18 protein-coding genes, 1 tRNA gene and 1 pseudogene are annotated in these 18,489 nt (G+C 68.2%); 16 read left to right on the top strand and 4 right to left on the bottom strand.

What is annotated here, in order from left to right:
• The 5 genes and pseudogenes from tuf to LQ222_RS24300 all read left to right on the top strand — a co-directional run.
• Window positions 1-128, top strand: a pseudogene (gene tuf, locus LQ222_RS24280) (elongation factor Tu); the annotation flags it as partial.
• 60 nt (window positions 129-188) lie between these two features.
• Window positions 189-265, top strand: a tRNA-Trp gene (locus tag LQ222_RS24285).
• A gap of 81 nt (window positions 266-346) precedes the next feature.
• Window positions 347-541 carry a preprotein translocase subunit SecE gene (secE, locus tag LQ222_RS24290; RefSeq protein ID WP_230169458.1) on the top strand — a complete coding sequence of 65 codons (195 nt, stop codon included), beginning with the start codon at window positions 347-349 and terminating at the stop codon, window positions 539-541.
• A gap of 14 nt (window positions 542-555) precedes the next feature.
• Window positions 556-1,092, top strand: coding sequence for a transcription termination/antitermination protein NusG (gene nusG, locus LQ222_RS24295; RefSeq protein WP_230169459.1), 537 nt, complete (start codon window positions 556-558; stop codon window positions 1,090-1,092).
• Between the two features lie 57 nt (window positions 1,093-1,149).
• A complete protein-coding gene (locus LQ222_RS24300) occupies window positions 1,150-1,785 on the top strand; it encodes a glutathione S-transferase family protein (RefSeq protein ID WP_230169460.1) in 636 nt (211 codons plus the stop codon).
• 12 nt (window positions 1,786-1,797) lie between these two features.
• On the opposite strand, the gene LQ222_RS24305 is transcribed toward LQ222_RS24300, so the two are convergent.
• The 3 genes from LQ222_RS24305 to LQ222_RS24315 all read right to left on the bottom strand — a co-directional run bounded on the left by LQ222_RS24305 (window position 1,798) and on the right by LQ222_RS24315 (window position 3,199).
• The gene (locus LQ222_RS24305) at window positions 1,798-2,109 is read right to left on the bottom strand and encodes a hypothetical protein (RefSeq protein WP_230169461.1); all 312 of its coding nucleotides are present in this window, start codon (window positions 2,107-2,109) and stop codon (window positions 1,798-1,800) included.
• Window positions 2,110-2,219: 110 nt separating this feature from the next.
• Complete coding sequence (locus LQ222_RS24310; RefSeq protein WP_230169462.1) at window positions 2,220-2,444, bottom strand: hypothetical protein; 225 nt, start codon at window positions 2,442-2,444, stop codon at window positions 2,220-2,222.
• Between the two features lie 11 nt (window positions 2,445-2,455).
• Entirely contained in the window at window positions 2,456-3,199 is a 744-nt protein-coding gene (locus LQ222_RS24315; protein WP_230169463.1) for a TSUP family transporter, read from the bottom strand.
• Window positions 3,200-3,283: 84 nt separating this feature from the next.
• Between LQ222_RS24315 and LQ222_RS24320 the strand changes: the two genes are divergently transcribed.
• On the top strand, window positions 3,284-4,180 hold the full coding sequence (locus LQ222_RS24320; protein ID WP_230169464.1) for a LysR substrate-binding domain-containing protein: 897 nt from the start codon (window positions 3,284-3,286) through the stop codon (window positions 4,178-4,180).
• On the opposite strand, the gene LQ222_RS24325 is transcribed toward LQ222_RS24320, so the two are convergent.
• Window positions 4,158-5,027 (bottom strand): sulfite oxidase heme-binding subunit YedZ, encoded by an 870-nt coding sequence (locus LQ222_RS24325; protein ID WP_230169465.1) that lies wholly within the window; start codon window positions 5,025-5,027, stop codon window positions 4,158-4,160. The genes LQ222_RS24320 and LQ222_RS24325 overlap by 23 nt on opposite strands.
• Window positions 5,028-5,325: 298 nt before the next feature.
• Here LQ222_RS24325 and rplK point away from each other — a divergent pair, with 298 nt between their 5' ends.
• The 10 genes from rplK to LQ222_RS24375 all read left to right on the top strand — a co-directional run.
• Window positions 5,326-5,760, top strand: a complete 435-nt coding sequence (rplK, locus tag LQ222_RS24330; RefSeq protein ID WP_230169466.1) for a 50S ribosomal protein L11 — start codon at window positions 5,326-5,328, stop codon at window positions 5,758-5,760.
• Window positions 5,761-5,764: 4 nt separating this feature from the next.
• Window positions 5,765-6,466 carry a 50S ribosomal protein L1 gene (rplA, locus tag LQ222_RS24335; protein WP_230169467.1) on the top strand — a complete coding sequence of 234 codons (702 nt, stop codon included), beginning with the start codon at window positions 5,765-5,767 and terminating at the stop codon, window positions 6,464-6,466.
• A 351-nt stretch (window positions 6,467-6,817) separates the two neighbouring features.
• Complete coding sequence (gene rplJ, locus LQ222_RS24340) at window positions 6,818-7,342, top strand: 50S ribosomal protein L10 (RefSeq protein ID WP_230169468.1); 525 nt, start codon at window positions 6,818-6,820, stop codon at window positions 7,340-7,342.
• Window positions 7,343-7,531: 189 nt separating this feature from the next.
• The gene (rplL, locus tag LQ222_RS24345; RefSeq protein ID WP_230169469.1) at window positions 7,532-7,909 is read left to right on the top strand and encodes a 50S ribosomal protein L7/L12; all 378 of its coding nucleotides are present in this window, start codon (window positions 7,532-7,534) and stop codon (window positions 7,907-7,909) included.
• 183 nt (window positions 7,910-8,092) lie between these two features.
• On the top strand, window positions 8,093-12,277 hold the full coding sequence (rpoB, locus tag LQ222_RS24350) for a DNA-directed RNA polymerase subunit beta (protein ID WP_230169470.1): 4,185 nt from the start codon (window positions 8,093-8,095) through the stop codon (window positions 12,275-12,277).
• An 82-nt stretch (window positions 12,278-12,359) separates the two neighbouring features.
• The gene (gene rpoC / locus LQ222_RS24355; protein WP_230169471.1) at window positions 12,360-16,532 is read left to right on the top strand and encodes a DNA-directed RNA polymerase subunit beta'; all 4,173 of its coding nucleotides are present in this window, start codon (window positions 12,360-12,362) and stop codon (window positions 16,530-16,532) included.
• An 86-nt stretch (window positions 16,533-16,618) separates the two neighbouring features.
• Entirely contained in the window at window positions 16,619-16,903 is a 285-nt protein-coding gene (locus LQ222_RS24360; RefSeq protein WP_230169472.1) for a hypothetical protein, read from the top strand.
• A 243-nt stretch (window positions 16,904-17,146) separates the two neighbouring features.
• The gene (gene rpsL, locus LQ222_RS24365; RefSeq protein ID WP_230169473.1) at window positions 17,147-17,518 is read left to right on the top strand and encodes a 30S ribosomal protein S12; all 372 of its coding nucleotides are present in this window, start codon (window positions 17,147-17,149) and stop codon (window positions 17,516-17,518) included.
• An 11-nt stretch (window positions 17,519-17,529) separates the two neighbouring features.
• The gene (gene rpsG / locus LQ222_RS24370) at window positions 17,530-18,006 is read left to right on the top strand and encodes a 30S ribosomal protein S7 (RefSeq protein WP_230169474.1); all 477 of its coding nucleotides are present in this window, start codon (window positions 17,530-17,532) and stop codon (window positions 18,004-18,006) included.
• Between the two features lie 26 nt (window positions 18,007-18,032).
• On the top strand, window positions 18,033-18,489 hold a 457-nt coding region (locus LQ222_RS24375; protein WP_230169475.1), incomplete at its 3' end, for a GTP-binding protein.

The raw sequence follows: 18,489 nt of genomic DNA on the forward strand, positions 1-18,489 counted from the left end.
CGGGCGACAACGTGTCGATGGATGTGGAGCTGATCGCGCCGATCGCGATGGACGAGGGGCTGCGCTTCGCCATCCGCGAGGGTGGGCGCACCGTCGGCGCCGGCGTCGTCGCGTCGATTTCGAAGTAGGCCGGAACGGCCCTCTTTGCGTCCGCGCCGCCGTCGCGTTATGTGACGGCGGCGCGCGATAGGGGCGTAGCTCAATTGGCTAGAGCGCCGGTCTCCAAAACCGGAGGTTGGGGGTTCGAGACCCTCCGCCCCTGCCACCCACGCCGCGCAGCGTGACCTTCACCAGGGTGGCGTCCCGATCCCGGGCCGCCGCCCGAAGCGTTTCAAAGGGTATGGACTTGGCCAAGCTCGATCCGGCGCAGTTCGTCCGGGAAGTCCGCCAGGAGGTCTCCAGGGTCACCTGGCCCTCCCGCAAGGAGACCCTCGTCACCACCGGGCTGGTGCTGGCGATGTCGGCGCTCGCCGCGGTGTTCTTCCTGGTGGTGGACCAGCTGATCCAGCTGGCCATGCGGCTCGTGTTCGGCATCGGCTGAGGAGGAACGGCACCGTGGCCGACAAGAAGTGGTACGTGGTCCATGTCTACTCGGGCTTCGAGAAGAAGATCGCCGAGCAGATCCAGCAACAGGCCGCCCAGAAGGGCCTGGCCGACAAGTTCGACGAAGTGCTGGTACCGACCGAGCAGATCACCGAGGTCCGGCGCGGCCAGAAGGTCGATACCGACCGCAAGTACTTCCCCGGCTACGTGCTGGTGAAGATGGAAATGACCGACGACGCCTGGCACCTGGTCAAGGACACGCCGAAGGTCACCGGCTTCCTGGGTGCGCGCAACAAGCCCCAGCCGGTCCCGGCCAGCGAGGCCGAGCGCCTGCTGCGCCAGGTCCAGGAAGGCGTGGAGAAGCCGCGCAAGCCCGCCATCCTGTTCGAGGTCGGCGAGCAGATCCGCGTCGCCGACGGGCCGTTCACCTCGTTCAACGGGGTGGTCGAGGAAGTGGATGAGGAGAAGGGACGCGTGAAGGTGTCGGTGTCCATCTTCGGGCGGTCGACGCCGGTGGACCTGGAATACGGGCAGGTCGAGAAGCTTTAGCCGTCAGTCGCTGCCCGGCCTACCGTGCCGGCACCGCCGGGGACCTTGGAGAGGCCCATGCTGACGCTGCACTTCACGCCCAACACCTGCTCCCTCGCGACCATCATCGCGATGGAGGAGGCTGGGGCACCCTACGCGCTGCGCTTCGTCGATTTCGCCACCGCCGGCCAGCGCGCGCCGGCGCATCTGGCGATCAATCCGAAGGGAAGGGTGCCGGCGCTGGTCACACCGCAGGGCGTTCTGACGGAAACGCCGGCGCTGCTCGCCTTCGTCGCCCAGTCCTTTCCTGGTGCGGCACTCGCGCCGCTCGACGATGCCTTCAGCTTCGCGCGGGTGCAGGAATTCAACGCCTACCTGTGTGCGACCGTCCATGTGGCGCATGCCCACCGGATGCGTGGCCATCGCTGGGTCGATGACCAGGCGGCGATCGAGGCGATGCGCCGCAAGGTGCCGCAATCGGTCAGCGATGCCTTCGCGCTGATCGAGGAGGGCATGCTGGCCGGCCCCTGGGTGATGGGCGAGACCTATTCGATCTGCGACCCTTACCTCTTCACGCTCGCCCAGTGGCTCGAGGCGGATGGGGTGGATTTGGCGCGGCTGCCGCGCGTGGTCGAGCATCGTCGCCGGATGGCCGCGCGCCCTGCGGTGCAGCGGGCGCTGGCGGCCGAGCGGGCGGCGGTGGCGGCGGCCTGACGCCGAGGCGCGTCAAGCGTCGAGACGTGCGCCGCCCTCTCGCCTCACAGGCCGCGCCAAATGGGCAGCGGTACACCGCAGCATGGACGGCAGCCGCTGTTCCGCCGTTGAGAAAGGTGTGGGCGCTGCGGACTCTCGTGGCGCCATGATGGCGCGCCGGCGCTCCAGCGCAGCGAGCGCTTCGCAGGACGAGGAAGACTGCTCGCGCAGCAGCGGAAACAGCAGCAGCACGCCGCCAACCGTGAGAATCGGAACGCCGAGGCCGATGGCGTAGTGCCAAACTGGGCGACGGAGCAGCCGGCCCAGGCGCAGCGTCGGCAGCACGCGCCACGCTTCCAGCCATCCGCGGCAGGAGTTCGGCCGCTCGATCCGCCGTCGCCACTGGTCGTGCTCGCCGCCCAACCCCGTCCTCCGCGGCTGGCCGGCGCGCGCGCTCAGCGCCTCGCCAACGCAGCCCGCCCTTGTGTCGTCGCCTCGACGATCATGCCGCCGTCGGTGCCCGGGCAGCAACGAACCAGCCCCGCATCCACAGCATCCTCCCACACCGTCAGGCGCGGGCAGGACGTCCGCCAGGCGTCCAGCACCTCCGCATAGGGCCGCGGCCGTTCCGCCACGAAGGCCACCAGGTCCAGGATCAACGGGCGCAGAACCTCGGACATCGCTTCCTCCCTCACGGCACGAGCAGCAGCCAGCCGCCCTGCACGATGTAGAACACCCCGATCGCCGTCACGATCCGCCCGGCCCAGAGCCGGAACCCGGCATCGGTCATCCCTTCCAGGAACCGCTTCGCCAGCATCGTTCCCGCCATGGACGCCAGCACCGCCAGGACCCCCACCAGCGGATCGACCCGTCCCGCCTGCGCCACCAGCACCCCGAAATAGACCAGCTTCATCGAATGCCCGAGCGTCTGGCACGCCGCCTTGGTCGCTACGATTTCGCGCCGGTCCAGCGCCCCGCCCAGGAAGAACCTATCCAGCAGCGGTCCCGCCACGCCGGTCATCACCATCAGCGTCATGCAGGCGAAGCCGACCGCGACACCATGCGCCGGTCGCTCCGGACTGGGCCGGAACCCCGCTGGCAGCGCCTGCGCGAGGAATGGGCTGAACCCCAGCAACAGCAGCGCCACCGCCCGGTCCGGCACCAGCAGCACCATCGACCACACCGCCAGCCCCAGCGCGCTGCCCGTCCCATGCGCCAGCACCGGCCGCAACCGGATATGACGCCACCACAGCAGTGCCCGCCAACCGTTCGACGAAATCTGCGTCACCGCATGCAGCGCCATGGCATCCGCCACCGGCAGCAGCACCAGCAGCACGCCGATCAGCACCAGCCCGCCGGCCATCCCGAAGATCCCGGACAGCAGCGACGTCCCCACCATGGTGACCAGCACGACAACCAGCAGCAGGGGTGACATCGGCGGCGCCTCCGCCGTGCGTTCTGCGCCGCTTGAAGCCCGCCGTCGAACGGCGTTATCTGAGCCTCAGCCAAAGTTTTCCTGATGCTCGAACCCCGCCGCCTGCCCTCGCTGAACGGCATCCGCGCTTTCGAGGCCGCGGCCCGCACCGGGTCCTTCGTGGCCGCGGCGGCGGAACTGCACGTCACCGCCGCCGCCGTCAGCCGGCTGGTGCGGCTGCTCGAACAGCGCCTGGGCGTCGCTCTTTTCGAACGCCAGGCCAACCATTTGGTCCCGACCGCGGCGGGGCTGGCCTACCGTGCCGGCCTCACGCCGCTGTTCGACAGCCTCGCGCGGCTCACCAGCGAAGTTGTCGCCGCCCGCGTGCTCACCGTCGGCGTCGGGCCCACCTTCGCCATCCGCTGGCTGATCCCGCGCCTCGCGGCCCTGCGCGCCGCCGCCCCCGAGATCGAGGTCCGCATCGCCACCGGCGGCGCCACCGTGCCCTTCGCCGAGGGCTGGTCCTGCGGCATCCGCCTCGGCACCGGCGACTGGCCCGGCTTCGCCGCCGACCGCCTGGTCGCGGCGGATCTGCTGCCGGTCTGCGCGCCCGCTCTCGCGCAGCGCCTGCGCGCGCCGGGCGAACTCGACCCCCACAGCCTGCTGCGCGTGGCCCATGCGCCCGAGGACTGGCGGCGCTGGGCCGCGGCCGCGGGGCTGCACAGCCTCGCCGCCTCCGGCCCGGTCTTCGACTATTACGGCCAGGCCTTGCAGGCGGCGCTGGACGGACTCGGGGTTGCCATGGGCATCCGGCCCTATGTGGATGACGATTTGGCGGCCGGGCGGCTGATGGCGCCCTTCGCCATCACGGTGCCGAAGGGGATGGGGTGGTACCTGGTCTATCGCCCCTCGCGCGCGGCGGAACCGGCCTTCGCCGCCTTCCGCCGCTGGGTCCTGGCGGCGGCCGCGCCCGCGGAGGTCACGCCGCCTCGCCCGAGGTGATCGCCGCGCCCGGTGACGGGCGGGCCCGCCGCCGCGGCCCGCGCAGCCCGGCCAGCAGCCGAGCCGCCGCCGCGCCGAGGCCGACCACCCCGACCCACAGCGCCGGCCGCAACCCGAACGCCACATCCAGGTTCGCCGCCAGCACCCGCCACGGGTCGATGCCCGTCGCCAGCGCATACCAGGCGAACTCCACCGCCGCCGTTGCCCCCGCGGCGAAGACCGTCAGCCCCAGCAACACCAGCACGCCGGGCGCTCCGCCGCCGGGTGCGATCACCCGGTATCCCATGAGCCAGGCGAACAGCCCGGCCATCAGCATGGGCTCGGTCACATCGGCCTTGGATTGCAGGGTGAAATGCACCAGCGCCAGCGCCGCGAGCGGATAGACCAGCCTGTGCAGCCGCCGCCAGGACGCGCCGCCCATCCGGCGCAGCATCGCGTCGGTGCTGGTCGCCGCCAGCACCGCGAGGCCCGCGAGCGCCACGAAGCCGATGGTCAGGTAGATACGCTTGATGATCTCGGAGGCGACCTTCACCAGGTCGAAGGAATTGTCGCCGGCATAGAGCCCCAGATGCAGCAGCGCATAGGCGAAGCAGGCCACGCCCACCATGCGCCGCACCTCCGCGATGCGCGCCTGGCGCAGGACCTGCCGCGCGGGGGTGACCAGCAGCGACAGCAGCAGAATGCGGATGGCCCAGGTGCCGGTGTCGTGTGTCGCGGCCTGCCAGGGCTTGGGGCCGAGGGCGTTCTCCCACGCTGTCTGCGCCAACAGCAGCGCCGGGACGAACAGCGCGGCGAAGATGGCCGCCTTGAAGGGCGAGAAGGCACCGGTGCGATCGCGCCAGGGCATGGGGGGAGGGGTCTCCTGCGGGTGCAGGGGATATACGGCGGGGGTCGGGGTTTGGTTAGCCGGGGGATGCGCGCGAGGGGGCGCCGCCCCCTCGACCCCCGCCGGGGTGACAGTGTCAGCCCGGACCCCGCCGGGCGATTCAGGGTCTGGACACGTCCGGTCCGCGCGACTATACGCCGCCCCTCGCCGACCAACCGGGGTCTCTCGCCCCGGTCTTCGGCGTTCCAGGGAACGCGGGAGAGTGCCTTCGGGCATTCGCATGCACCGCGGGCCTCTGACAACCCAGAGGACTGCCACAGTGGCGAAGAAGATCGCAGGCTACATCAAGCTGCAGATCCCGGCCGGGAAGGCCAATCCCTCCCCGCCGGTGGGGCCCGCGCTCGGTCAGCGCGGCCTGAACATCATGCAGTTCGTGAAGGAATTCAACGCGGCGACGCAGCAGATGGAACCGGGCACGCCGACGCCCGTGGTCATCACCGCGTTCACCGACCGCACCTTCTCCTTCATCACCAAGACGCCGCCGAACACGTATTTCCTGCTCAAGGCCGCGAAGCTCGAGAAGGGCTCCACCGCGCCGGGCAAGGGGGCGTCGATCGGGCGCGTCACGAAGTCGCAGCTGGCCGAGATCGCCAAGACCAAGATGCAGCACATGAACGCGAATGACGTCGACGCGGCCGTGCGCATGCTCGCGGGCTCCGCGCGCTCCATGGGCCTCACCGTGGTGGAGGGCTGATCCGATGGCCAAGCAGGGCAAGCGTCTCAAGGCCGTCTATGCGGGCTTCGACCGCGAGCAGACGGTCGCGCTGGATGAGGCGGTGAAGATCGCGAAGTCGAACGCCAAGGCGAAGTTCGACGAAACCATCGAGATCTCGATGAACCTCGGCATCGACCCGCGCCATGCCGACCAGATGGTCCGCGGCGTGGTCGGCCTGCCGCACGGCACCGGCAAGACCGTGCGCGTGGGCGTCTTCGCCCGCGGCCCGAAGGCGGAGGAAGCCAAGGCCGCCGGCGCCGACGTGGTGGGTGCGGACGACCTCGCCGCCCTGGTCCAGGAAGGCAAGATCGAATTCGACCGCTGCATCGCCACGCCCGACATGATGGCGCTGGTGGGTCGGCTCGGTAAGGTGCTGGGCCCGCGCGGCCTGATGCCGAACCCGAAGCTCGGCACCGTCACGATGGACGTGAAGGGTGCGGTCACGGCGGCGAAGGCCGGCCAGGTCGAGTTCCGCGCCGAGAAGGCGGGCATCGTCCACGCCGGCATCGGCAAGGCGTCGTTCGGCGAGGACCAGTTGCTGGCCAATGCCCGGGCCTTCGTGGACGCGATCCAGCGCGCCAAGCCGACCGGGGCGAAGGGGACCTACCTGAAGAAGGTGGCGGTTTCCTCGACCATGGGGCCCGGCGTGAAGGTGGATGTCGCCAGCCTTTCGGCCGGCGGCTGAGTGTTGCCGAAGGCATCGCCGCGCGGGCTTGGTGGCGCGGCCGCGAGCGGGATGTAACGAGATACGCCTGGCCCTTCCGGGGGCTGGGCGGGCAGGGCGGGGGCCACGGCCCTTTGTCCGAAACCTGTCGGAGACCTCCTGTGGCCCTTGCGGGCCTTGATCTGGCGAAAGCCATGCAGGGGAGAGACGGTGTGCCGAAGTTTCGACCGGACCGCGCGCAGGCGCGGCCTGGCTTGACTTGGTGTTCCGGCCTGACAGGCGAACCGGGGTTGCGGGCCGAAAGCCCGCCGCCCCCGAGTGAACCCGGTCGGAGCCCTTCCACAAGGCCCCGGCCACCGACGGAGACGTGGAGTGGACCGTACGGAGAAGCGTGAGTTCGTCGCTTCGCTGGCGACCGTCTTCGCAGAGACCTCCTTCGTGCTCGTCGCCCAGAACAAGGGTCTGACGGTCGCGGATGTGAGCGAACTGCGTCGCCGGATGCGCGCGGCGGGTGCGACGTACAAGGTCGCGAAGAACCGCCTGGCCACCCTCGCCCTCGACGGCACCCGTTTCGACGGCGTCAAGCCGCTGCTGAAGGGTCCGACCGCGCTCGCGTGGTCGACGGATCCGGTGGCGGTGGCGAAGACCGCGGTCGAGTTCGCCAAGACGAACGACAAGTTCGTTGTCCTGGGCGGCGCGCTCGGAACCCAGACGCTTGATGCCACTGGCGTCAAGGCTCTGGCCGAGCTGCCGTCCCTGGAGACGCTGCGGGCGCAGCTGCTGGGTCTGATCCAGACCCCGGCGACGCGCATCGCGGGCATCCTCCAGGCCCCCGGTGGGCAGGTGGCACGGGTCCTGGCGGCTTACGCCAAGAAGGACGAGGCCCAGGCGGCCTGACGCATGTTCACGCCGGGCGGACTCGCTCGGCGCGCTGGAGCATGCGTCCGACCGAATGGTTGGACCGTTCGCGCTGCCTCGGCGGCGGGGGCAGGTCCAGCCCCGCAGGAACAGTGCCCCCGGCGGCCATGTGGCCACGGGGGAGTTGCACAACCGAAGTCAAGCCATTAGATCGAGGAGCATTCACACATGGCCGATCTCGCGAAGCTGGTGGACGAGCTGTCGTCCCTGACCGTCCTGGAGGCCGCCGAGCTCTCCAAGCTGCTTGAGGAGAAGTGGGGCGTCTCCGCCGCCGCGCCGGTGGCGGTTGCCGCCGCCGCGCCGGCCGCGGCCGCCGCCCCGGCTGCCGAGGCGCAGACCGAGTTCACCGTGATCCTTGCCGCCGCCGGCGACAAGAAGATCAATGTGATCAAGGAGATCCGGACGATCACCGGCCTGGGCCTCAAGGAAGCCAAGGACCTGGTCGAGGGTGCGCCCAAGACCGTGAAGGAATCGGTGTCGAAGGACGAGGCCGAGAAGATCAAGAAGGTGCTGGAAGAGAACGGCGCCAAGGTCGAGGTCAAGTGATCTCGACCCCCGTTCCCATCCGGCAACGGGTGGGGATGGGGGGACAGTGACGAGAGGGTGCGGGTGGCGCTGCCGGAAGGGTCCGGCCGCGCCGCCCCATCCTGCGTTGTCCGGTCAGGGCGGCGCGAAACGACCCCGCCGGCTGGGGTGTATGGGCCGGGCAAGAAGGGAAGCAGAGCAGGCATGAACGCTATCACGAAGTCGTTCACGGGGCGCAAGCGGATCCGCAAGTCGTTCGGGCGTCTGCCCGAAGTGGCGCCGATGCCGAACCTCATCGACGTGCAGCGCGCCTCCTACGAGGCCTTCCTCCAGATGGAGGTGAGCCCCGACAGCCGGACCCATACCGGCCTGCAGGAGGTGTTCAAGTCCGTCTTCCCGATCGACGATTTCGCCGGGCGCGGCCGCCTCGAATTCGTGCAGTACGAGCTCGAGGAACCCAAGTACGACGTCGAGGAATGCATCCAGCGCGGCCTGACCTTCGCCGCCCCGCTCAAGGTGCGCCTGCGCCTGATCGTGTGGGACGTGGATGAGGACACCGGCAGCCGGTCGGTCCGCGACATCAAGGAGCAGGATGTCTACATGGGCGACATGCCGCTCATGACCGACAACGGCACCTTCATCATCAACGGCACCGAGCGCGTCATCGTCAGCCAGATGCACCGCAGCCCGGGCGTGTTCTTCGACCACGACAAGGGCAAGACACATAGCAGCGGCAAGTACCTGTTTGCCGCGCGCGTCATTCCCTATCGCGGCTCGTGGCTCGACTTCGAATTCGACGCCAAGGACATCTGCTACGTCCGCATCGACCGCAAGCGGAAGCTGCCGACCACCACGCTGCTGCTGGCCTTGGACAGCACTCGTACCGAGGGGCTGCGCGCCGATGCCGCCGCCGCCGGGCGCGAGCTGGAGCCGAGCGAGATCCGCGGCATGGACGCCGAGGAGATCCTGAACGCCTTCTACGGCCAGGTCGTGTTCAGCCGCGGCCCCAAGGGCTGGTCGCGCGCCTTCGACCCCGAGGCCTTCCGCGGCGTGAAGCTGATGGAACCCCTGATCGACGCCAAGACCGGCCTGGTCGTCGCCGACAAGGAAGCCAAGCTGACGCCGCGCAGCGCGCGCAAGATCGCCGAGGCCGGCACGACCGAGGTGCTGGTCGGCCGCGCCGACCTGCTCGGCCGCTTCGTGGCCGAGGACCTGGTCGACATGCAGACCGGCGAGATCTGGGCCGAGGCCGGCGACGAGCTGACCGAACCCAAGCTCGCGGCGATCGAGGGCGCCGGCCTGGACCGCCTGCCGACGCTGGCCGTCGACCAGTCGGTCGGCCCGTGGATCCGCAACACCCTCGCGGTGGACAAGAACGCCAATCGCGACGAGGCGCTGATGGACATCTACCGGGTCATGCGCCCCGGTGAGCCGCCGACGCCCGACACCGCGGAAGCCCTGTTCAAGGGCCTGTTCTTCGACCCCGAGCGCTACGACCTGTCGGCCGTGGGTCGTGTGAAGATGAACATGCGCCTCGGTTTCAGCATCGAGGAAGTGCCCGATCACGTCCGCACGCTGCGCAAGCACGACATCGTCGCCGCGCTGCGCGTGCTGATGGACCTGAAGGACGGCCGCGGCCAGATCGACGACATCGACAACCTCGGCAATCGCCGCGTGCGTTCGGTCGGCGAGCTGATGGAGAACCAGTACCGCGTCGGCCTGCTGCGCATGGAACGCGCGATCAAGGAGCGCATGGGGTCGGTCGATATCGACACCGTCATGCCGCACGACCTGATCAACGCGAAGCCGGCCGCGGCCGCCGTGCGCGAGTTCTTCGGTTCCTCGCAGCTGTCGCAGTTCATGGACCAGACCAATCCGCTGTCCGAGGTGACGCACAAGCGCCGCCTCAGCGCGCTTGGCCCGGGGGGCCTGACGCGCGAGCGCGCCGGCTTCGAGGTGCGCGACGTGCACCCGACGCATTACGGCCGCATCTGCCCGATCGAGACGCCCGAAGGCCCGAACATCGGCCTGATCAATTCGCTCGCGACCTTCGCCAAGGTGAACAAGTACGGCTTCATCGAGACGCCGTATCGCCTGGTGAAGGACGGCAAGATCGTGGGCAGTCCGCGCTACCTCTCCGCAATGGAGGAGGAGCGCCTGGTCGTCGCGCAGGCGGATGCCAACGTGGACGGCGACGGGTCGTTCAAGGATGAGCTGGTGTCGGTGCGCCAGGGCGGCGACTTCCGCCTGGTGAAGCCCGAGGAAGTGACGGCGATCGACGTCTCGCCGAAGCAGCTCGTGTCCGTCGCCGCGGCGCTGATCCCGTTCCTGGAGAACGACGACGCCAACCGCGCGCTGATGGGTTCGAACATGCAGCGACAGGCGGTGCCGCTGATCCGCGCCGATGCGCCGCTTGTCGGCACCGGCATGGAAGCGGCGGTGGCGCGTGATTCGGGCGCGACCATCGTGGCGAAGCGCGACGGCGTGATCGACAGCATCGACGGCGCGCGCATCGTGGTGCGTGCGTCCGGCGAGGATGGCACGACGCGCGGCGTGGACATCTATCGCCTGCGGAAGTTCATGCGGTCGAACCAGTCCACCTGCATCAACCAGCGCCCGCTGGTGCGCGTGGGCGACAAGGTGCAGGCCGGCGACATCATCGCCGACGGCCCGTCCACCGAGCTCGGCGAACTCGCGCTGGGGCGCAACGTGCTCGTCGCGTTCATGCCCTGGAATGGCTACAACTTCGAGGACTCCATCCTCATCAGCGAGCGCATCGCCAAGGACGACGTCTTCACCTCGATCCACATCGAGGAATTCGAGGTCATGGCCCGCGACACCAAGCTGGGCCAGGAAGAAATCACCCGTGACATTCCCAACGTGGGTGAGGAAGCGCTGCGCAACCTGGATGAGGCCGGCATCGTCTATGTCGGCGCCGAGGTGAACCCGGGCGACATCCTGGTCGGCAAGGTGACGCCGAAGGGCGAGAGCCCGATGACGCCCGAGGAAAAGCTGCTGCGCGCCATCTTCGGCGAGAAGGCGTCGGATGTCCGCGATACCTCGCTGAAGCTGCCGCCCGGCGTGACCGGCACCATCGTGGATGTGCGCGTCTTCTCCCGCCGCGGCGTGGACAAGGACGAGCGCGCGATGGCTATCGACCGCGCCGAGATCGAACGCCTGGCCAAGGACCGCGACGACGAGAAGGCGATCCAGGAGCGGTCCTTCTACGGCCGGCTGCGCGAGCGGCTGCTGAACAAGAAGGCCTCGGGCGGCTTCAAGGGTGTGAAGGCCGGCACGGTGATCGACGATGCCGTGCTCGACCAGTTCGCCAAGGCGACCTGGCGGCAGATCGGCGTGGTGGATGATGCCGCCATGGCCGAGATCGAGGCGCTGAAGCGCGAGTTCGACGCTGCCGTCGAGCGCCTGCAGAAGCGCTTCGAGAGCAAGGTCGAGAAGCTGCAGCGCGGCGATGAACTGCCGCCCGGCGTGATGAAGATGGTCAAGGTCTTCGTCGCCGTGAAGCGCAAGCTGCAGCCCGGCGACAAGATGGCCGGCCGGCACGGCAACAAGGGCGTGGTCTCCCGAGTCGTGCCGATCGAGGACATGCCGTTCCTCGAGGACGGGTCGCATGTCGACCTGGTGCTGAACCCGCTGGGCGTGCCCTCGCGCATGAATGTCGGGCAGATCCTCGAGACGCATCTGGGCTGGGCCTGCGCCTCGCTCGGCAAGCAGGTCGGCGAACTGGTGGAGGAATACCGCCATCGTGGTGGCCGCCGTTCGGAGCTCGAGGCGAAGCTGAAGGACGTCTATGGCGACGAGATCTTCGCCAACGACATCGCGCCGATGTCCGACGCGCAGCTGGTCGAACTCGGCGAAAACCTGCGCAAGGGTATCCCGATCGCCACGCCGGTCTTCGACGGCGCGCGCATGGCGGATATCGAGGGCATGCTGACGCAGGCTGGGTTGGATACCTCCGGCCAGGTCTGGCTGCATGACGGGCGCACGGGGGAAAAATTCGAGCGCAAGGTGACGGTCGGCTACATCTACATGCTGAAGCTGCATCACCTGGTGGACGACAAGATCCACGCGCGCTCGATCGGCCCGTATTCGCTGGTCACGCAGCAGCCGCTGGGCGGCAAGGCGCAGTTCGGCGGCCAGCGCTTCGGCGAAATGGAGGTCTGGGCGCTCGAAGCCTACGGCGCTGCATACACGCTGCAGGAGATGCTGACGGTGAAGTCCGACGACGTCTCGGGCCGCACCAAGGTCTACGAGGCGATCGTCCGCGACCAGGACAATTTTGAGGCGGGCATTCCGGAATCCTTCAACGTGCTCGTGAAGGAACTGAAGTCGCTCGGTCTGAACGTCGATCTGGAGAACCGCCCGACGTGATGCGTCGGCGTCTCCGCTTTCCTTTCCTAACGCTCAGCCGCCGCGACGTCTTCGCGGCGGCGGCCTCATCCACGAGGACCGCATGAACGAGCTGATGAAGATCCTGGGCCAGACCGGCCAGGCCATGACCTTCGACCAGATCCGGATCACGATCGCTTCCCCCGAGCAGATCCGGTCCTGGTCCTATGGCGAGATCAAGAAGCCCGAGACCATCAACTACCGCACCTTCAAGCCGGAGCGGGACGGGCTGTTCTGCGCCCGCATCTTCGGGCCGATCAAGGACTACGAGTGCCTGTGCGGCAAGTACAAGCGCATGAAGTTCCGCGGCATCATCTGCGAGAAGTGCGGCGTCGAGGTCACGCTGGCCAAGGTGCGCCGTGAGCGGATGGGGCACATCGAACTGGCCTCGCCGGTCGCGCATATCTGGTTCCTGAAGTCGCTGCCGAGCCGCGTCGGCCTGATGGTCGACATGACCCTGAAGGAGCTGGAGAAGGTCCTGTATTTCGAGTCCTACGTGGTGCTCGAACCCGGCCTGACGGACCTCAAGCTCCATCAGCTGCTGAACGAGGACCAGTACCAGCAGAAGATGGACGAGTTCGGTGAGGACGCGTTCAGCGTCGGCATCGGCGCGGAAGCCGTGAAGCAGATGCTGGGCGGGATCGACCTGCAGGCCGAGGGCGTGAAGCTGCGCGCCGACCTGAAGGAGACGACGTCGGAAGCCAAGCGCAAGAAGCTCGTGAAGCGCCTGAAGCTGATCGAGAGCTTCGGCGAATCCGGCGCGCATCCGCAGTGGATGATCCTGGACGTGATCCCGGTCATCCCGCCGGAGCTGCGCCCGCTGGTGCCGCTCGATGGCGGCCGCTTCGCGACGTCGGACCTCAACGACCTGTACCGTCGCGTCATCAACCGCAACAACCGCCTGAAGCGCCTGATCGAACTGCGCGCGCCCGACATCATCGTGCGCAATGAAAAGCGCATGCTGCAGGAAGCGGTCGATGCGCTGTTCGACAATGGCCGTCGTGGCCGCGCCATCACGGGAGCCAACAAGCGCCCGCTGAAGTCGCTGTCCGACATGCTGAAGGGCAAGCAGGGGCGCTTCCGTCAGAACCTGCTCGGCAAGCGCGTGGACTATTCCGGTCGTTCGGTGATCGTGGTGGGCCCCGAGCTGAAGCTGCACCAGTGCGGCCTGCCGAAGAAGATGGCGCTCGAGCTGTTCAAGCCGTTCATCTACAGCAAGCTCGAGAAGTATGGCCACGCCACCACCATCAAGGCCGCGAAGCGGATGGTGGAGAAGGAACGTCCCGAGGTGTGGGACATCCTGGAAGAAGTGATCCGCGAGCACCCGGTCATGCTGAACCGGGCGCCGACGCTGCACCGCCTGGGCATCCAGGCCTTCGAGCCCGTGCTGATCGAAGGCAAGGCCATCCAGCTGCATCCGCTGGTCTGCACTGCCTTCAACGCCGACTTCGACGGCGACCAGATGGCCGTGCACGTCCCGCTGAGCCTCGAGGCGCAGCTGGAAGCGCGCGTGCTGATGATGTCGACCAACAACATCCTCAGCCCGGCGAACGGCAAGCCGATCATCGTGCCGTCGCAGGACATCGTGCTCGGCCTGTACTACCTGTCGCTGGAGACGCCGGAGTTCCTGGTCACCGAGGAGAAGGACACGCCGTCCTTCGCATCGGTCGGTGAGCTCGAGCTGGCGCTCGAAGCGCAGGCCATCACGCTGCACAGCAAGATCCGCGCGCGCCGCAAGACGATGAATGCGGATGGCGAGGTGGTGACCGAGCGCGTGGTCACGACCGCGGGCCGCATGATGATCGGCGCGCTGCTGCCGCTGCATCCGCAGCTGACCTACAGCCTGGTCAACCGCATGCTGACCAAGAAGAACGTGTCGGACGTGATCGACGCGGTCTACCGGCATTGCGGCCAGAAGGAATCGGTGATCTTCGCTGACCGGATGATGGCGCTCGGCTTCCGCCAGGCGGCCAAGGCCGGCATTTCCTTCGGCAAGAACGACATGGTCGTGCCGGACAGCAAGACCGCGTCCATCGCCAAGACCAAGGCCGAGGTGAAGGAGTTCGAGCAGCAGTATCTCGATGGCCTGATTACGGCCGGCGAGCGCTACAACAAGGTGGTCGACGCCTGGTCGCGCTGCACGGATGAAGTGGCCGGCGCGATGATGAAGGAGATCCAGAAGCAGGAGGTCGGCCGCCCGACCAACTCCGTCTGGATGATGTCGCATTCCGGTGCGCGCGGGTCGCCGGCGCAGATGCGCCAGCTGGCCGGCATGCGCGGCCTGATGGCGAAGCCGTCGGGCGAGATCATCGAACAGCCGATCATCGCCAACTTCAAGGAAGGCCTGTCCGTCCTTGAATACTTCAACTCCACCCACGGCGCCCGCAAGGGCCTGGCGGATACGGCGCTGAAGACCGCGAACTCCGGCTACCTGACGCGCCGCCTGGTCGATGTGGCGCAGGACTGCATCATCGTCGAACAGGATTGCGGCACGATCCGCGGCCTCACCGTGGCCGCGGTGATGGATGGCGCCGAAGTGGTGTCGTCGTTGTCCGAGCGGATTCTCGGGCGCACCTCGCAGGAGGATGTGCTCGACCCCGCGAACGGCGAGACGATCGTGAAGCGCCTCGACCTGATCGACGAGGTCGCCGCTGAGCGCATCGAGAAGTCCGGCGTGGAGCAGGTGAAGATCCGCTCCGTGCTGACCTGCGATGCGCGCCAGGGTGTGTGCGGCCGCTGCTACGGCCGTGACCTTGCGCGCGGCACGCCGGTGAACATCGGCGAGGCTGTCGGCGTCATCGCCGCGCAGTCCATCGGTGAACCGGGCACGCAGCTGACCATGCGTACCTTCCACATCGGCGGCGCGGCCCAGCGTGGTGCCGAGCAATCGGCGGTCGAGGCCTCGGGCGACGGCACCATCAAGGTGCTGAACCGCGTGGTGGTCACGAACAGCCAGAACCACCCGATCGTGATGTCGCGCAATTGCGAGATCATCCTGATCGACGCGCAGGGCCGCGAGCGTGCGCGTCAGCGCGTGCCCTACGGCGCGCGCCTGCTGACCGAGGACGAGGCGACGGTGACCCGCGGCCAGAAGCTGGCCGAATGGGACCCCTTCACCCTTCCCATCATCACCGAGCGCGCCGGCAAGCTGGAATTCGTCGACCTGATCGAGAACGTCACCCTGGTCGATCGCCAGGACGACGTGACCGGCCTGTCCTTCAAGGAGGTCGTCGAATACAAGGCGCCGGGCAAGGCGGTCGACCTGCGCCCGCGCCTGATCCTGCGCGACGAGAAGAACAGCGTCGTGAAGCGCGAGAACGGGACCGAGGCGATCTACTTCCTCACCCCCGGCACGATTCTCTCGATCGACAACGGGGCGGCCGTTGCCGCCGGCGACGTGCTGGCGCGCCTGCCGCGCGAATCGTCCAAGACCCGCGACATCACGGGCGGCCTGCCGCGCGTGGCGGAGCTGTTCGAGGCGCGGCGCCCGAAGGACCACGCGATCATCAGCGAGATCGACGGGCGCGTGGAATTCGGCAAGGACTACAAGGCGAAGCGCCGCATCCTGGTGGTGCCCGAAGCCGCCGGCGACGAGCAGCCGCCGCCGCGCGAATACCTGGTGCCCAAGGGCAAGCACGTGTCCGTGCAGGAAGGCGACTACGTGAAGCGCGGCGACCCGCTGGTCGACGGGCCGCGCGTGCCGCATGACATCCTGCGCGTGCTGGGCGTGGAGAAGCTGGCCGACTACCTGGTCGAGCAGATCCAGGAGGTCTATCGGCTCCAGGGCGTGAAGATCAACGACAAGCACATCGAGGTGATCGTTCGCCAGATGCTGCAGAAGGTCGAGGTCACCGACCCGGGTGACACCACCTACCTGATCGGCGAGACGGTCGACCGCATCGAGTTCGAGATCGAGAACGAGAAGCGCGTCGAGGCCAAGGAGCGTCCCGCGGTGGCGGAACCGGTGCTGCAGGGCATCACCAAGGCGTCGCTGCAGACGACCTCGTTCATCTCGGCGGCGTCGTTCCAGGAGACGACGCGCGTGCTGACCGAGGCCGCGACGGCGGGCAAGGTCGACTACCTGGCCGGCCTGAAGGAGAACGTGATCGTCGGGCGCTTGATCCCGGCGGGTACGGGCTCGGTGATGAACCGGCTGCGGGCGCTGGCCGCCCAGCGCGACAAGGGCCGCCTGCCGGCTTCCGCGCCGGCGCTGCCGGAACCGCGCGCGGCCGAGTGACGGCCGCAGCACCGAATCGCCAGGGGGGGCCGGTATCCGCGAGGGTGCCGGCCCCTTTCGCTTGGCGCGGCCTCGTGCTTGCGGCCATGCTGTGCGCAGCGCCCGCGCAGGCGCAGGCACCGGACTGGCCAGCGGAGAAATGCCGCCGGTACGCCGAGGCCTGGAGCGCCGCCACGCAGCGCCTCGGCACGGCCGGGCTGTCCCCGGCCTTCATCGCCGCGCATGGCGCCTTCATCGCGTCCGGCTGCCGTGAACGCGCTGTGTGCCCGCGCAGCACCGCCGAGATCGCGATGGCCGATACCATGACCCTGCTGGCGCTGAATGCCGGCATGTCGGGCACCTTCCTGCCTTTCATCTGCCGCGCACCGTGAATCGGGCATTGATGCGCTTGACTCACCCCGGGCCCGGTCGTAGATAGCCCCCCCTCGGCAGGACCCCGGCAACGGTGTCCCGCCAGGTTTTGGTCCACAACGCTGCGCAGCCGGCGCCGCCCCTGGATATCGGGGGCTGAGGCCGGTCGCGGAAGGCAAGCCCGGGTGGCGCGCGTTCGCGTGCGTGCCCGGCGATCGTGCTTTCGGCGGGGCGTGCGGACACGAAGGTCACGAAGGGGCGTCATGCCGACGATCAACCAGCTCATTGCCCAGGGGCGTGAGACGAAGCCGACCCGGAACAAGGTTCCGGCGCTGAAGGGCAGCCCCCAGAAGCGCGGCGTCTGCACGCGCGTCTACACCACCACGCCGAAGAAGCCGAACTCGGCCCTTCGCAAGGTCGCCAAGGTCCGCCTGACCAATGGCTTCGAGGTGGTGAGCTACATCCCCGGCGAAGGCCACAACCTGCAGGAGCACTCGGTGGTCCTGATCCGTGGCGGCCGCGTGAAGGATCTTCCGGGCGTGCGCTACCACATCCTGCGCGGCGTGCTGGACACGCAGGGCCTGCCGAAGCGGCGCAAGCGGCGCTCGCTCTACGGCGCCAAGCGGCCGAAGTGAGGGGCTGAGAGATGTCGCGTCGTCACCGCGCCGAGAAGCGCGAAGTCCTGCCGGATCCGAAGTTCGGCGATATTGTCCTCAGCCGTTTCATGAATGTGCTGATGTACGACGGCAAGAAGTCCACCGCCGAGCACATCGTGTACGGCGCCATGGAGACGCTGAAGAAGCGCTCCGGCCCGAACGGCGACCCGCTGCGCCTATTCCACGAGGCGATGGACAATGTGAAGCCCGCCGTCGAGGTGCGTTCGCGCCGCGTCGGTGGCGCCACCTACCAGGTGCCTGTGGAAGTTCGCCCGGAGCGCCGCCAGGCGCTGGCGATCCGCTGGCTCATCGAGTCCGCCCGCAAGCGCGGCGAGCACACGATGGAAGAACGCCTTTCGGGCGAGCTGATGGACGCGGCGAACAACCGCGGATCGGCCGTCAAGAAGCGCGAAGACACGCACCGGATGGCGGAGGCCAACAAGGCCTTCAGCCACTACCGCTGGTAAATCGAACCCGATCGGGAATCACGGACATGGCGAAGGCGAAATTCGAGCGTAACAAGCCGCATGTGAACATCGGCACGATCGGGCATGTGGACCATGGCAAGACGTCGCTGACGGCGGCGATCACCAAGGTTCTGGCCAAGGCGGGTGGTGCGACGTTCACGGCGTACGACCAGATCGACAAGGCGCCGGAGGAGCGTGCGCGCGGCATCACGATCTCGACGGCGCATGTCGAGTACGAGACCGCGAACCGCCACTACGCGCATGTGGACTGCCCCGGCCACGCCGACTACGTGAAGAACATGATCACGGGCGCGGCGCAGATGGACGGCGCGATCCTGGTGGTCTCGGCGGCCGACGGCCCGATGCCGCAGACGCGCGAGCACATCCTGCTGGCGCGCCAGGTGGGCGTGCCGGCGCTGGTGGTGTTCCTGAACAAGTGCGACATGGCGGACCCCGACCTGCTGGAGCTGGTCGAGATGGAAG

This window comes from Roseomonas sp. CECT 9278 (assembly GCF_918698155.1).
Taxonomy (GTDB): domain Bacteria; phylum Pseudomonadota; class Alphaproteobacteria; order Acetobacterales; family Acetobacteraceae; genus Neoroseomonas.